The organism is Rhizobium sp. RHZ01 (assembly GCF_014851595.1).
In the GTDB taxonomy this organism is placed as follows: domain Bacteria; phylum Pseudomonadota; class Alphaproteobacteria; order Rhizobiales; family Rhizobiaceae; genus Rhizobium; species Rhizobium altiplani.
In genome coordinates this window covers 62,939-75,960 of sequence record NZ_JACUZZ010000028.1, presented here as the reverse complement: position 1 = coordinate 75,960, position 13,022 = coordinate 62,939, and the positions used below count along the sequence as shown (strand labels likewise).

Annotated in this window: 15 protein-coding genes and 1 tRNA gene; 10 read left to right on the top strand and 6 right to left on the bottom strand. The window is 59.2% G+C overall.

Annotation, left to right across the window (positions count from 1 at the left end; genetic code table 11):
- Nucleotides 1-53: 53 nt before the first annotated feature.
- On the top strand, nt 54-263 hold the full coding sequence (locus IB248_RS24695) for a DUF2842 domain-containing protein (RefSeq protein WP_018859831.1): 210 nt from the start codon (nt 54-56) through the stop codon (nt 261-263).
- Nucleotides 264-381: 118 nt separating this feature from the next.
- A complete protein-coding gene (locus IB248_RS24690) occupies nt 382-1,617 on the top strand; it encodes a GNAT family N-acetyltransferase (protein WP_192241824.1) in 1,236 nt (411 codons plus the stop codon).
- Here the strand turns inward: IB248_RS24690 and IB248_RS24685 are convergent, their stop codons facing one another.
- Nucleotides 1,618-3,762: a Wzz/FepE/Etk N-terminal domain-containing protein gene (locus IB248_RS24685; protein WP_192241823.1), complete on the bottom strand. Its 2,145-nt coding sequence runs from the start codon at nt 3,760-3,762 to the stop codon at nt 1,618-1,620. It abuts the gene before it with no gap.
- A 192-nt stretch (nt 3,763-3,954) separates the two neighbouring features.
- On the opposite strand from IB248_RS24685, the gene IB248_RS24680 reads away from it, so the two are divergent.
- Genes IB248_RS24680 through IB248_RS24660 form a run of 5 tightly spaced genes read left to right on the top strand, consistent with a single transcriptional unit; the run spans nt 3,955 to nt 8,886 of the window.
- Complete coding sequence (locus IB248_RS24680; RefSeq protein ID WP_025661216.1) at nt 3,955-4,530, top strand: polysaccharide biosynthesis/export family protein; 576 nt, start codon at nt 3,955-3,957, stop codon at nt 4,528-4,530.
- A gap of 6 nt (nt 4,531-4,536) precedes the next feature.
- Nucleotides 4,537-5,706, top strand: a complete 1,170-nt coding sequence (locus IB248_RS24675; RefSeq protein ID WP_192241822.1) for a glycosyltransferase family 4 protein — start codon at nt 4,537-4,539, stop codon at nt 5,704-5,706.
- 57 nt (nt 5,707-5,763) lie between these two features.
- On the top strand, nt 5,764-7,323 hold the full coding sequence (locus IB248_RS24670; protein WP_192241821.1) for an undecaprenyl-phosphate glucose phosphotransferase: 1,560 nt from the start codon (nt 5,764-5,766) through the stop codon (nt 7,321-7,323).
- The gene (locus IB248_RS24665) at nt 7,320-8,582 is read left to right on the top strand and encodes an O-antigen ligase family protein (RefSeq protein WP_169681029.1); all 1,263 of its coding nucleotides are present in this window, start codon (nt 7,320-7,322) and stop codon (nt 8,580-8,582) included. The genes IB248_RS24670 and IB248_RS24665 overlap by 4 nt, the downstream gene beginning before the upstream one ends.
- A gap of 10 nt (nt 8,583-8,592) precedes the next feature.
- Nucleotides 8,593-8,886, top strand: coding sequence for a DNA-binding protein (locus IB248_RS24660; protein WP_018116340.1), 294 nt, complete (start codon nt 8,593-8,595; stop codon nt 8,884-8,886).
- Between the two features lie 24 nt (nt 8,887-8,910).
- On the opposite strand, the gene IB248_RS24655 is transcribed toward IB248_RS24660, so the two are convergent.
- From IB248_RS24655 to IB248_RS24645, 3 genes are all read right to left on the bottom strand, one after another.
- Nucleotides 8,911-9,123, bottom strand: coding sequence for a hypothetical protein (locus IB248_RS24655; protein ID WP_018859824.1), 213 nt, complete (start codon nt 9,121-9,123; stop codon nt 8,911-8,913).
- Nucleotides 9,124-9,300: 177 nt separating this feature from the next.
- Nucleotides 9,301-9,516, bottom strand: coding sequence for a hypothetical protein (locus IB248_RS24650; RefSeq protein ID WP_029792597.1), 216 nt, complete (start codon nt 9,514-9,516; stop codon nt 9,301-9,303).
- Nucleotides 9,517-9,733: 217 nt separating this feature from the next.
- A tRNA-Pro gene (locus IB248_RS24645) sits at nt 9,734-9,810 on the bottom strand.
- A 469-nt stretch (nt 9,811-10,279) separates the two neighbouring features.
- Between IB248_RS24645 and IB248_RS24640 the strand changes: the two genes are divergently transcribed.
- The 3 genes from IB248_RS24640 (at nt 10,280) to IB248_RS24630 (ending at nt 11,590) form a co-directional block, all read left to right on the top strand.
- A complete protein-coding gene (locus IB248_RS24640) occupies nt 10,280-10,657 on the top strand; it encodes a hypothetical protein (RefSeq protein ID WP_037090569.1) in 378 nt (125 codons plus the stop codon).
- Nucleotides 10,658-10,756: 99 nt separating this feature from the next.
- Entirely contained in the window at nt 10,757-11,269 is a 513-nt protein-coding gene (locus tag IB248_RS24635) for a CAP domain-containing protein (protein ID WP_348648622.1), read from the top strand.
- A gap of 168 nt (nt 11,270-11,437) precedes the next feature.
- The gene (locus IB248_RS24630) at nt 11,438-11,590 is read left to right on the top strand and encodes a hypothetical protein (protein ID WP_018116344.1); all 153 of its coding nucleotides are present in this window, start codon (nt 11,438-11,440) and stop codon (nt 11,588-11,590) included.
- Nucleotides 11,591-11,594: 4 nt separating this feature from the next.
- On the opposite strand, the gene IB248_RS24625 is transcribed toward IB248_RS24630, so the two are convergent.
- Both IB248_RS24625 and IB248_RS24620 read right to left on the bottom strand, forming a co-directional pair.
- Entirely contained in the window at nt 11,595-12,260 is a 666-nt protein-coding gene (locus IB248_RS24625) for an HAD family hydrolase (protein WP_018859821.1), read from the bottom strand.
- A 125-nt stretch (nt 12,261-12,385) separates the two neighbouring features.
- Nucleotides 12,386-12,928 carry a MerR family transcriptional regulator gene (locus IB248_RS24620; protein WP_018859820.1) on the bottom strand — a complete coding sequence of 181 codons (543 nt, stop codon included), beginning with the start codon at nt 12,926-12,928 and terminating at the stop codon, nt 12,386-12,388.
- Between the last annotated feature and the right edge of the window lie 94 nt (nt 12,929-13,022).

Here is a 13,022-nt window from a genome sequence, read left to right as displayed (position 1 = left end):
ACCTTTGCGGCATGCCGTCGCGGCAATCGGAACACCAGTTTGAAAGATATTTGATGCCTGTCCGCCTCCGCAAATTCATCGGTACGATCCTGATCGTCGTGCTCGTGCTCGCCTATGCGCTGCTCGCAAACACGATTGCGGTCGCCACGCTCGGTGACGCGCCATGGTGGGGCCAGCTCCTGTACTTTTTATTGACCGGCCTGCTGTGGGTGCTGCCCGCGATGGTCATCATCAAATGGATGGCCGGGCCGAAGCAGCAGTGATCCGTTAACGACGGGATAACCGTGATCGATGGAAAGCAAGGTTTAGCGCCGCTCATAAACCAAATGGACGTTCCGTTGGACTATTCTTCGCGCCTGCAAGTCAGTCCGGAGAAAATCAGTGCAGGCGCAGAAGCTTCCTGTTTCAGATAGGGCACACCATTCAACGGAACCCGACGCCGGTATTTCCGAATGGCTGGCGCCGGATGCGCAGCTTGGGGCGGCAGAACTCGACATCGCCGTCCTGGATAGCTTGGCGCCGCTGGAGACCGTTTGGCGCGCGCTCGATTGCGACAACCTGAATTCTCTTCACCAAGGCTATGACTGGTGCATGGCGTGGACCAAGGCCTTCGGACACCAACTGTCGATCGTCTGGGGCAGGATTGGCGGAGAGACTGCATTCATTCTACCGCTAGAGATAACCAGCTTTCATGGCTTCCGGACCGCCAGATTTATCGGCGCCGATCACAGCAACATCAACACCGGCCTCCTCTCAACGCGCTTCATTGAACTTGCCGACAATCTGGAGCCTCAAAAGCTTGCGATGTCTCTGCGCCGTGCTCTGGCCGGACGCGCCGATCTTCTGCTGCTGCAGAATGTTCCGTTGGAATGGCGCGGCCGACGCAATCCCCTGGCATTATTGCCGATGGTCCAGAACCAGAATCACGCCTACCAGCTTCCACTTCTCGACAAGATGGAGTCGACGCTTCAACAGGTGAATGCCAAGGGCCGACGCAAGAGGTTCCGGGCGCAGCTGCGGCGTTTTGAGGCGCTCGGTGGCTTCGACTACATCTCCAGCGGCACCCCGGATGAACAACACCAGTTGCTCGATCGCTTCTTCGAACAGAAACGTGAGCGTCTCAAGGCGCTCGGGTCGCCTGACGTATTTGCAGACCCGGAGACCAAAGCGTTCCTGCACGGCGCCATCGACATCCGCGACCGCGGGATGGTGGGACTGGAAATGCACGCAATCCGCCTGAAGGGCGAACATGACGGCCGCATCGCCGCGCTCGCCGGTCTTTCTCGCAAAGGCGACCACATCATCTGCCAGTTCACCGCCTTCGATGAAAGCGCGGCGCCGGAGACGAGCCCTGGCGAATTTCTGTTTTGGCAGATGGTAGCCGGCCAGCACGGCAAGGGCGTAAGACTGTTCGATTTCGGCCTTGGCGACCAGCGATACAAACGCTCATGGGCGCCTGTAGAGACTGAGCATCATGACGTCGTTCTGCCGCTTTCGCTCCGCGGCACCGTGGGTGCCGCAATGCACCGGGCCATCACGCGCGGCAAAGGCTTCATCAAGTCTCAACAGAGGCTCTACGCCGTGGCCCAGCGCCTGCGCCGCGTTATCGGCGTTTGATTACGCGGCACGCCGCGAGATTGGGTTCTCGATGGACTCGTTGCTATCGGACATCAGAACGACGCGTTCATAACCGGCGGCTTCGAACTCGGTCATGACAGTCACGAACTCCTGCTCGACGATCTCAGGCATCGAGAGAATGATCTCGACATCCTTGCTTTGGGTCAGCCTGGAAACGCCGGCCACGTCGGCGGCGCCGCATTCCACCATCACCAAATCATAGGCCGAGATCAAAGCGTCCAGCAGCAGAGACAAGCGATCGGCACCGCGCATTGCCCGGCGCGGATCGCTGATGCCCTGCGGAATGAAATGCGCGTCTGAGCGGCTGTCGCCGTGGATCGTATCGCCAAAGGCTGCATCGCCGCAGAGCAGATCGGTTATGCCGAGCATCTTGCGGTCCTCAGCCATGAGGTTTGTCGGCAGACCGGAACCGGTCATGTCGACCAGAATGACCCGCGAGCCGTCCTCAGCCAACTTGCGCACAAGGGACACGGTCGCCGCCGAGCCGTCGTCGCCGGTTGGAGAAATGGCGATAGCCAGAGGCGCCCTGCTACCTCGAAGGTAGTCCGAGACGGATGCAATCGAGAATTCGTTTGTTTCAACGATTTTCTCGTCCTCAGCCTGTTCGGCCACCGGCTCGTCGTCTGCGGGCGTGGCCAACAGGCTCGGTGTGCCCACGCGATTGACGGAGCCGGTGGTCGCTGATTGAGGTTCCCCATCCTCGCGCTCTTCCTCTTCGCTTATCCCAACCGGGCGGAGCGCCCGGCCGCTGAAGAGTTCGGCGAGCATGATCACAATGGACGTCATGATGAAAGTTGCGAAGGCCGCAACGATGACGATCGGCAGAACCTTCGGGAAATAGGGATCGACGGGCTGTATGGCCCTCGACACGATGCGGGCGTCGGCCGGGCTTGAGTTCTTGTCGGCGCGCGAGGCGGCCTCCCGGTAGCGAGAGAGATAGGTCTCCAGAAGCTGGCGCTGCGCGGTCGCTTCACGCGTCAAGGCGTTGAGGCCAACCTCGTCCTCGCCGGCCTGGGCGCTGTTCGCCTTCAGACTGTCGACCTGCTGCTCCAGTTCCTTTTGGCGAACAGCAGCGACCTTCGCTTCGTTTTCGATGCTTGCAAGGATCTTCTGCGTCTCCTGGCGAATCTGGACCTTGATATCCGAAAGCTGCGCGCGGAGGCTTTTGAGGCGGGGATGGTTGTTGAGCAACGACGTCTGCAGGTCGGATATCTGCGACTGCAGCCCCGACTCCGTGCTCTTCAGTCGCTGGATCGACTGAGACGACATGATGTCCTGCAGCGTGTCGGACGGCTCACCTGACGAGAGAGCATTGCGGACGGACTGGGCACGCGCCTCGGCGTTTGCGCGATCTCCCCGGACCCGGGTGAGCTCAGCCGAAATGTCGTTCAATTGCTGTGTCGCGAAATTCGAGCCGCCGTTGGTCGGAAGCAGTCCGTGCTCAGCACGGTATTCCGCCACCTTCTGCTCGGCGTCATTGACCTTCTGGCGGAGGTTTTCGATCTCGGGCTCCAGCCAGCGCGTTGCCTCGGAATTCGAGTCCAGCTTGGCGCCGCTCTGCGTGGCGAGATAGACCGCCGCCATCGCGTTCGGGATTGTCGCCGCGAGCTTGGGATCCTTCGACGTAAAGGTAATGCCGATCACCCGCGATCCCGGCACCTGATAGACTTGCAGCCGCTCGGTGAAAGCGTCGATCACGCGCTCTTCGGGGGGATTTTCATATGGATTCTTCTTGAGGTGAAGGGCGACCAGGATGTCGGTGAGCGCCGAGCCATTCGCGGCAGCGTCGAATTCCGGCAAATCGTAGAGCTTCTGGCCGTTGATGACCTGCTTGATGAGATCCGCGGACTGCAGCAGCTGCACCTGGCTTGCAATGTTGAGCTCGTCCAGCAACGGACCAGCATTGGTGTCGTTCACCTGCGCATTGGCGAAAGCAGGAGCACGCGGCTCGATCAGGATGCGCGTTTCGCTTCGGTATTTGGGGGAGATCATCTTGGCGCCCGTGAAGGCGACCCCTGCCCCCAACGCAATAATCGCCAAAGCCTTTAGCCGGCGCGCCCAGACGGCGCGGACCAATTGTCCGAGATCGATGTCCACATCCTGATTACCCGATACACCGGACATGCTGGTACTCCGAGAACAAACGTGGCCGCGAGGGTAAATGACTATAGTAACCCAACGGTTAATGCTTGCTCGGGCAATCCCGGCGACACGTCGACTGGCCGAAGCCAAAAAAATCGGCGCTTTTTACCGACCATTAACCCTAACGGATTGATAACGGCTGAGACCTATTTCGTTTTCCGATGAGCAGACGCGATGCCTTTCGCACAGCCCAAGTTCTTGATGGCTCTGAGCCTCGCCGCCATGACTGCGGTCGTGAGCGGCTGCAATAGCTACAAGCCTGCCCCCCAGGCTTTCAATCAGGCGACGATCCAGCCCTATTCGCTTGATAGCGGCGACCGGCTGCGCATTACCGTGTTCGACCAGCCAAGCATGACCAACACTTATACGATCGACCAGGCCGGCTATATCGCCTTCCCGCTCATCGGGCAGGTGCCGGCTCGTGGACGGACGCTGCAGCAGTTGTCGGGCCAGATCGCGCAGAAGCTGAGACAGGGCTACCTGCGGGACCCTGATGTCACGATCGATGTCGACCGCTATCGCTCGATCTTCGTCATGGGCGAAGTCGGTCAATCCGGCCAATACGCCTACGTTCCGGGAATGACGGTGCAGAATGCCGTTGCCATTGCCGGCGGCTTTACGTCGCGCGCAAACCAGGGCGCTGTCGACGTAACCCGGAAGGTCAATGGGCAAGTGATCACAGGTCGCGTCAACATCTCTTCGGCGATCGTCGCCGGCGACACGATCTACGTTCGCGAACGACTGTTCTGATCCTCGATGACCGAACAGCCCCCCCTCCGCATCCTCCATTGCTTCAGATCACCGGTCGGCGGAATTTTCCGCCATGTCCGCGATCTGGTGTTGGAGCACAGCAAGGCGGGGCACGAAGTCGGCATTCTTTGCGACAGCTCAACGGGCGGCGAGCATGAAGACCGCTTGTTCGACGAGATTCGTCCCTACCTGGCGATGGGATTGACCCGCATGCCCATGCGGCGGCACGTCAGCCTCTCCGACATCGGAGTGATCTGGGATACGTACAAGAATATTAAAAGTTTGCGGCCGGATGTGCTGCACGGTCACGGCGCCAAAGGCGGTGTGCTCGCGCGGCTTGCCGGCTCGGCCTTGCGGGTAAACAGGTATCGCGTAGCCCGCCTCTATACTGCGCATGGTGGAAGCCTGCATTATTCTCCGAGGTCGCTCGTAGGGCAATTCGTGCTCCGCATGGAGCGTCTGCAGGAGTACTTCACGGACGCCCTCGTCTTCATCTGCGAGTACGAGCGCGAAGCCTATACGAGGAAGGTCGGGCGGCCGCGAACGGAAACGCGGCTGATCTACAATGGCCTTGCGGAGCGCGATTTCGAGCTCATCCCAACGCGTTCGGATGCCGTGCATTACATCTACGTCGGCATGCTGCGGGACCTAAAGGGTCCCGATCTCTTTGTGGAGGCCTTCGCGAAGGCGGAGCGCATTCTCGGACGCCCACTTTCGGCCGTGATGGTCGGCGACGGGCCCGAGCGCGACAAATACCGAGACATGATGATCGAGCGTGGTTTGGGCAAGCGCATCAGCATGCTGCCGGCGATGCGCGTTCAGCAGGCGTTCGCGATGTCACAGAACCTGGTCGTTCCGTCGCGCGCTGAAGCCATGCCCTACATCGTGCTCGAGGGTCTCGGCGCCGGGAAGACCATCATCGCAACTCGCGTCGGCGGAATTCCAGAGGCGCTGGGCAAAGACAGCCCTGCACTCGCCAACCCCGAGGATACCGACGATCTCGCACGCGCCATGGCGGACGCGATCCGCATCCCGGGCTGGCATGATGCGGCGATGCCGTCGATGGAACAGGTGAGGTCGGTCTTCTCGGCCTCGATCATGGCCAACGATGTCCTGAAATTGTACCACGACCTCCTGGATCCCCAATCGAAGCAAGCTATGGCTCTTGCTTCGTAAAAGTTTTCTTAGGGGCTTTCTGTTATTGCCGGCGTGATAACCAGCGGCGGTAGCCTCATGAACAAGGCAGAGAAAAGCGAGCAGTTTGACCTGGAAGCGCTGCGGAAGCAGGTTTCCGACATCCATCGACGCGACGAAGGCGCGGATGGAACGGTTCAACCGGAGCCGATCAACGCCTATGCCCGTCAGATCGCCGAGCAATTCAGCACCGGAAACCGCTCGCCGGCCATCATTATCGGTCAGTTCCGACTTTTTGAATTCGCCTCACAGTTTCTCGTCGGGTTGCTTGCATTCCTCTTCTGGCCCGGGAACGGGGGCGAAACCCTTGCAGGGCGGGCGATCGCTGCCACCGTTGTTGCGGCACTCCTCGTCAGTGCGCTCCAGACGGCCGACACCTACTCCATCCCAGCGCTCCGCGCCCGCATGCGCCTGCTGCCGCGAGTCCTTGCCGTGTGGGCATCCGTCTTCCTGATTGTCACGGCTGCAAGCGTACTCTCCGGCAACATCGGCCGGGCACAGCCGCAAGCACATTTTGCGTGGTTCATTGCCGGCGCAATCGTCCTCCTCGCCGCTCGCTTGTTGACGGCCTACGGTATCCGCAACTGGTCACGCAATGGCATCATGGAGCGCCGCGCGGTGATCGTCGGTGGCGGGGCACCGGCCAAGGAGTTGATCCGCATTCTCGAACAGCAACCCGACAACGACATCCGGATCTGTGGCATTTTCGACGACCGCGGCGAGAAACGGTCGCCGATCATGGTCGCCGGCTATCCGAAGCTCGGAACGGTCGCCGAACTGGTCGAGTTTGTACGCATTACCCGTATCGATATGCTGATCATTTCACTGCCGCTTAGCGCGGAGGCCCGCATCCTGCAGCTGCTGAAGAAGCTTTGGGTGCTGCCGGTCGACATTCGCCTTGCTGCGCACGCAAATCGCCTGCGCTTTCGCCCGCGTGCCTATTCGCACATCGGGTCTGTCCCGATGCTCGATATCTTCAACAAGCCGATCAGGGACTGGGACTCGGTTGCCAAGCGCTGTTTCGACATTGTCTTTACGCTGCTCGCCCTGGCGCTCCTCTGGCCGATCATGCTTGCAACGGCAATCGCCATCAAGGTCACCTCGAAGGGGCCGGTCTTCTTCATGCAGAACCGTCATGGCTTCAACAACGAGATCATCAGGATCTTCAAGTTTCGCTCAATGTATGCCGACAAGGGTGACCCCACCGGACGTGCCGCGGTCACCAAAGGCGATCCACGCGTCACACCCGTCGGACGCTTCATCCGCAAGAGTTCGATCGATGAACTGCCGCAGCTTTTCAACGTGTTGAAGGGTGACATTTCGCTGGTTGGCCCGCGCCCACATGCCATTCTGGCCCAGGCGAAGGACCGCCTCTTCGGCGACGTCGTGGAAGGCTATTTCGCGCGTCATCGCGTGAAGCCCGGGGTGACGGGTTGGGCGCAGATCAACGGCTGGCGCGGCGAGGTCGATCACGACGACAAAATCAAGTTCCGGACCGCCTACGATCTCTACTATATCGAGAACTGGTCGCTCTGGTTCGATCTGAAAATCCTGTTCCTCACGCCCTTCCGGTTGTTCAATACGGAAAACGCCTATTGAACGCGGCCTCGGCGACACATCTTCGCGTTGCTCAACCGCAACGAGCAACGGTGCGGCTGATCGGTTCGGCGATGGTTGCCTTTGGTGTCTTTCTCTCCGGCTTCGTTATCGATGAGCCGGCGCCCTACGAGCTGTGGATGGCCGCCCTTCTCGGCATCTGGTTCATCCTCGGTCTCAGGATTTCACGCTTCACAGCGCCGCTGCTTGCCCTGCTGCTTGCCTTCAACATCGGCGGCATGCTCTCGCTGACCCAGATGAAGGACCTCGGGACCGGGCCAATGTATGTCGCGGTCTCGACGTTCCTCGCATTGACTGCGATCTTCTATGCCGCGATCGTCGAGGACAGCCCTCGGCGCCTGCCGCTCATCTTCAATGCCTGGGCGTTCGCCGCCGTTATCACCTCCCTGCTCGGGATACTCGGCTATTTTCACGCCTTCCCCGGCGCAGAGGTCTTCACGCTCTACGATCGTGCCAAAGGCGCCTTCCAGGACCCGAACGTATTTGGCCCATTCCTGATCCCGCCATCGCTCTACCTTGTCCACGCCATTCTTGTCAGCAATCTGAGGACGTCGCCGATCAAAGCGGTAGCGCTCTTGATCCTGGCACTGGGCGTTTTCTTGTCGTTCTCGCGCGCGGCCTGGGGCCTCTTTGCCGCCGGGATTCTCCTGCTGATCTTCTGCATGCTACTCAAGGAACGCAGCGGCGCGTTTCGACTGCGCATCCTGATTCTGTCGCTTGCGGCGATCATGTTGCTGGTTGCGTCGCTGGTCGTCGCGTTGCAGTTCCCGAAGGTCAGTGCGCTCTTTTCGACGCGCGCCCAGCTCGTGCAGCAGTATGACGGTGAGCACCTCGGTCGCTTCGAGCGCCACCGCATCGGCTTCACGATGATGATGGAACGACCGCTCGGAATCGGTCCGCTGGTCTTCGGCACGATGTTTCCGGAGGATGAGCACAATGTCTGGCTGAAGTCGCTGACGAGCTACGGCTGGCTTGGCTTTGTCAGTTACGTCACCATGCTCTGCTGGACAATCTATCTCGGGTTCAGGAACCTGCTGAAGGATCGGCCTTGGCAGCCCTATCTGATGATCGCGTGGATCGGAGTGCTAGGGCATGTGGCAATCGGAAACGTCATCGACATCGATCACTGGCGACATGTCTATCTGCTTTTCGGTGTGGTCTGGGGCTGCGCCGCGCTGGAACAGCGCCATAGACGCAATGGCGCTTCACATCGGGCTTGCGAACGAGCGCCGACGCGCTAGTCTTTGATTCATGATCACAGCGACACAAATGCGCGGCGCCCGCGCGATGACCGGAATGAGCATCGAGCAACTGGCAACCGCCTCAGGTCTGCCCGCTGCCACCATCGAAATAATGGAGCGCGATGAGCGGGAAGGCGAGCCGCATGCGCTGCTCGCGGTCAAACAAGCGCTGGAGGCGGCGGGCATCATCTTCATCGCCAGCGGCAACCATGACGAAGGCGGACCGGGCGTCAGGCTGCGAGCACGTACCGGGATCGACGAAGGGATCCGCCCGGAAAATCTCAACGCGGCAAACGACGACTAGTCGGGCGCTCTTCAGGTTCCGAAATTACAAATAAGCCCTTGCGAGGGCGGCAAGCTTGCCCTTGTCCCTAACGCCCTGTCGGTAGAGCTGGATCAGGAGCGCGCCGATGACTTCGGCAGCCGGTGTATCGCGCGCAAGTCCCCTGTCCCGGCAGACATCGTCAAGTACTCCGGACAGGAGGTCTAGATCATCCGAGAAAAGTGGCAGGTCACGTGGAAGAACTGGGGATTTAAGCATCACGCCACAGGTTCCATGAGGGCTAATGACACCACTAGCATTGACGTCGACCGCCCATCCATAGCCGACGATGCGGGCACTATGCGCCCGAGCCGGTGATTTATCAACCGAACATTTCCAACGGAAACATATATGTGAACGGCGTGTTTCAGGCCGGTCTGATGGGCGACTTCCGCCTCAATTTTTCAGCCGCTCAAAGGCAAGCTGCGAATAGATTGAGTCCTCGATGATGACCGTTGCGCCGACCTTGACCAGATAGGTCTCGGCGAGGTCCGTCAGTGCCAGTGCGACTTCCTGTTCCGACCAGCCCGACGATATGGCCTTCTCGACCAGAGCCTCGAAGGACTCCGCCAGAGCTTCCCGGCATGTTTCGCTTGCCTCGCGGTTGGCCATAGGTCGTCCACCAACAGTTGTCGAACATATATTACATGAAACTAATAATTATTCGAGTGATTAAGAAATTTTTCTATCAGCGATATATCCGTGCTGCCCCGACATCAGAAACACTGACGGGAAAAGGGCAACTGCGTCGCAGTTGATTTTCGGCAAGGCTAGCCATGAGAGAGAGATCACCATCGGCTGCTGGGGGTGCCGAAGGTTACTATGTAAATGGTCGGGGCGACTGGACTCGAACCAGCGACCCCTTGACCCCCAGTCAAGTGCGCTACCGGGCTGCGCTACGCCCCGACCTGCCGAAACGGCCTGATCCTGTTAGTATTTTGGAATTTCCGGCGCAAGGGAAAAATCATGCATGAGGAATAAAAAGGAACGAAAGCCGGGGATAGGTGGGGTTGCAACAGAAGTTCCACGGCAGTTCCGCTGCCGTCCGTGAGACCTGCGTCTCACAGCAAATCAGGCCAGCGAGCGTCTTTTGCATGTCGGCAATCAAATATGTGCGGTCCCTCCGATAAAAGATGCGCGCACTCAGAGTGGCGATCGCAATCGAAACGCTTGCCGGCAGTGACGAAAGGCTTTGAACGCGAGGCTTGACTAGAGGCAAAGAGAGTCACAAACTTCTGAATTGTAAGTAGCCTGTTTCGGACCCCGGCTCATAGTTCCCATCGAGATACGTCGAAATACTGGCTTGATTTAGCAACTGCTAGAAGAGATTTTCTTGGCGGGGGGCCTGTCGTTTGACGCCCTCATGGGGGAGCACATGAAGAGAATCATGATCGCCGGCCTTTTGTTGCTTAGTTCCTGCGGAAGCGTCACTCAGCAGACAATCCCGTATACCCTCTCGGAGGGCGAGGTTTCTGCCATTCAGAACACAGTTCGAAGCTACCTCAAAGATCCCTCCAGTGCGACGTTCAAGAGCATGATGGCGGCACAGAGACAGCCCGGGATCGTCTATGTTTGCGGCATAGTGGACTCCAAGAACAAGGGCGGTGCCTTTACTGGCGGAGAGCCCTTCGCCGGTGTTTTGAGAAACACAAGTGCGACGGGAAGAGCGGCCTTTTCGTTTACCCTGACGGCCCAAGGCAGCGCACAAACAAACTTCAACAATATGTGCCGGCAGAATGGGGTCGTCAGCTGACGCTTGTCCTCTGAGCGTCTCCTGACATCACCCAGCTGGCCAGCTCGTTGGAATCTACATTTCGGCTCGACATCGAAAATCGAGGCGTCATGCCCGTTTATGGTTGCCTGGATCGTTTGCTTTGTGTCTGCTCAGGCCCGCCAAAGGCGAATTCTTGCCAAGATGGAAAATCCGACAATGAAGACGCTACAGACAATAGCAATTGTGGTTCTGAGTTCGGCATGCATTAGCGCAGCGCAACCACCAACGATGACAGGCGATTTTGGCTCCCAGACGCTCGCTCTCATCAATTCGTATAGGGCGAGCCGTGGCCTGTCTCCCCTCGCCGCAAATGGCACTTTGAAAGCCCTGGCGCAGCAGCATAGCCGCTACCAGGCAGCTCGGCGAAGCATGAGCCACTATGGTTTCCGCCAGAGATCGGCTCAAGCCAGAGCCGCTGGGCTCAGTGTGGTATGTTCAGAGAATGTCGCGATGGGGTATACGACACCGCAGCAGCTTTTTGCTGGCTGGAGGCGCTCCTGGGGCCATAACACGAATCTGCTTCGACCTAATCTGCGATACGCGGGAGTGGCCACTGTCGGAGGCTACTCGACTTTCTTCGCTTGCCAGTAGCATCATCTCGATTTTGATTTTTGCCAACGCCGGGAAGTGTCAGTGCTCGGTCGTGGTCGAAAACGCTTGCTCGATCGGCCCTCCGCGAATAAGAAACCTCGGAAACGCGAGACTTTGGATAAGACCATGCAGATTGAGATCCCCTGCCCCAAATGCAGGAACACCCGAATGAAATTCGAGCGGCCCGAACCGCTCGACACCGATATCCTTACCTGCTTCACCTGCGGACATGAATTGGGAACGCTGGGTTCGGTAAAGGCAAAAATGATTGCTGCTTTCGAGCGCATGAAGAAGCAGGCGCAGCAACAGCGCAAGCACTAGCGCGCTATCTGACCAGCGCAACGCGCCCGTCTGGGCCGGTGTCGACACGCCACTCCCGATAGTCGGAGATCGAAAAGTGCGGCGTTGCGAACGGCGTCGTATGCGTCTCGGTGATGACTGTCACATCCGCGCCCGCCGCTTCGCCTGCGAGAATTCCGGCAACGGCATCTTCGAACACCAGGCATTTCGTCGGATCGACTCCGAGGCGCTTGGCCCCCAGCAGGTAGCACTCCGGGCTCGGTTTCCCGGCTACCACTTCTTCACCGCTCACCATCGCCACGGGCGTCGGAATGCCTGCGGCGGCCATGCGCCGCCGGGCGAGTTCGATCGGTGCCGAGGTTACGATCGCCCACTTTGCCGGTGGAATGCTGTTCAGGAAATCGATCGCGCCGGGGATCGAGACGATACCTCCAACGTCCTCCATCTCCTCCTTCAGTAGCTGCTTTGCCTCATACTCCGGATCGACGCCTGGCAACGCCAGCTGGCGAATGACGTCGGAGGCGCGAATGCCATGGATCGTCTTGAGGAAAACCTCTGGCTCGAGGCCATGCCGCATAGCCCATTCCGTCCAGACGCGTTCGACCACCGCGATCGAGTTCAAGAGCGTGCCATCCATATCGAACAGGAAGGCGTCATAGAATTTGCCGGGAACGGAATGAGACGCGGTCACGAAGGTTTCCTTGGTACTGACTGGAATTACGCTCGCCGCCGACTACGATGCGTTTGGCAGAGGCCGTCCGAACGCGCGGGCGATGCTTCACTAACTAAGCCATCGAGGCGCTCCGGTAAATTGGATCAGCGAACTTGATCCAACAGGCGCTTGCATTCGAGGAGATCGTAGAGTGCTTCCTGAAGCAGCGCTCGATCCTCCTTGCCGACGCTCGACTTGCCGATCGAGATTTCCGGGGATTCTTCATCGCCACCGCCGAAATTGAAGAAGCGGCGTGTGATCGGCGGCTTCGCGCGGCCAACCACCTGATCCTCCTCGGACATTCCGACCCGTGGCTCGGCCGCATCACCGCCCTCCGGCGGGCCGCCCGTCAGCGCCTGGACGCTGGCGAGATCGCCATGCCCGATGGAGATGACAAACTTGTTGCCGTTGGTCTTCAGAAGTTTCTGCACGCCCTTGATGGTGTAGCCGTGATCATAGAGCAGGTGGCGAATGCCCTTCAGAAGATCAATATCCTCGGGCCTGTAGTAGCGGCGGCCGCCGCCGCGTTTCATCGGTTTGATCTGAGGAAACCGAGTCTCCCAGAAGCGCAGGACATGCTGTGGAAGGTCTAGGTCGTCCGCCACCTCGCTGATGGTGCGGAACGCATCGGGGCTCTTATCCAACATCCTTACTCCCTACGCGGTCTCGGGGTGCGCCGCGCGTCTGTTCGGCTGACAAGGCGCAGCTGTGTCTCACGAACGTCAGAACCGAGCCGCGACT

What these genes read in the sequence shown, in the direction of transcription:
- IB248_RS24630 (WP_018116344.1), top strand. Translation starts at nt 11,438, where the DNA reads ATGAAATTCGAGCGGCCCGAACCGCTCGACACCGATATCCTTACCTGC.
- IB248_RS24655 (WP_018859824.1), bottom strand. Translation starts at nt 9,123, where the DNA reads ATGCTTAAATCCCCAGTTCTTCCACGTGACCTGCCACTTTTCTCGGAT.
- IB248_RS24635 (WP_348648622.1), top strand. Translation starts at nt 10,757, where the DNA reads ATGGTTGCCTGGATCGTTTGCTTTGTGTCTGCTCAGGCCCGCCAAAGG.
- IB248_RS24695 (WP_018859831.1), top strand. Translation starts at nt 54, where the DNA reads ATGCCTGTCCGCCTCCGCAAATTCATCGGTACGATCCTGATCGTCGTG.
- IB248_RS24620 (WP_018859820.1), bottom strand. Translation starts at nt 12,928, where the DNA reads ATGTTGGATAAGAGCCCCGATGCGTTCCGCACCATCAGCGAGGTGGCG.
- IB248_RS24650 (WP_029792597.1), bottom strand. Translation starts at nt 9,516, where the DNA reads ATGGCCAACCGCGAGGCAAGCGAAACATGCCGGGAAGCTCTGGCGGAG.
- IB248_RS24660 (WP_018116340.1), top strand. Translation starts at nt 8,593, where the DNA reads ATGATCACAGCGACACAAATGCGCGGCGCCCGCGCGATGACCGGAATG.
- IB248_RS24680 (WP_025661216.1), top strand. Translation starts at nt 3,955, where the DNA reads ATGCCTTTCGCACAGCCCAAGTTCTTGATGGCTCTGAGCCTCGCCGCC.
- IB248_RS24670 (WP_192241821.1), top strand. Translation starts at nt 5,764, where the DNA reads ATGAACAAGGCAGAGAAAAGCGAGCAGTTTGACCTGGAAGCGCTGCGG.
- IB248_RS24685 (WP_192241823.1), bottom strand. Translation starts at nt 3,762, where the DNA reads ATGTCCGGTGTATCGGGTAATCAGGATGTGGACATCGATCTCGGACAA.
- IB248_RS24640 (WP_037090569.1), top strand. Translation starts at nt 10,280, where the DNA reads ATGAAGAGAATCATGATCGCCGGCCTTTTGTTGCTTAGTTCCTGCGGA.
- IB248_RS24675 (WP_192241822.1), top strand. Translation starts at nt 4,537, where the DNA reads ATGACCGAACAGCCCCCCCTCCGCATCCTCCATTGCTTCAGATCACCG.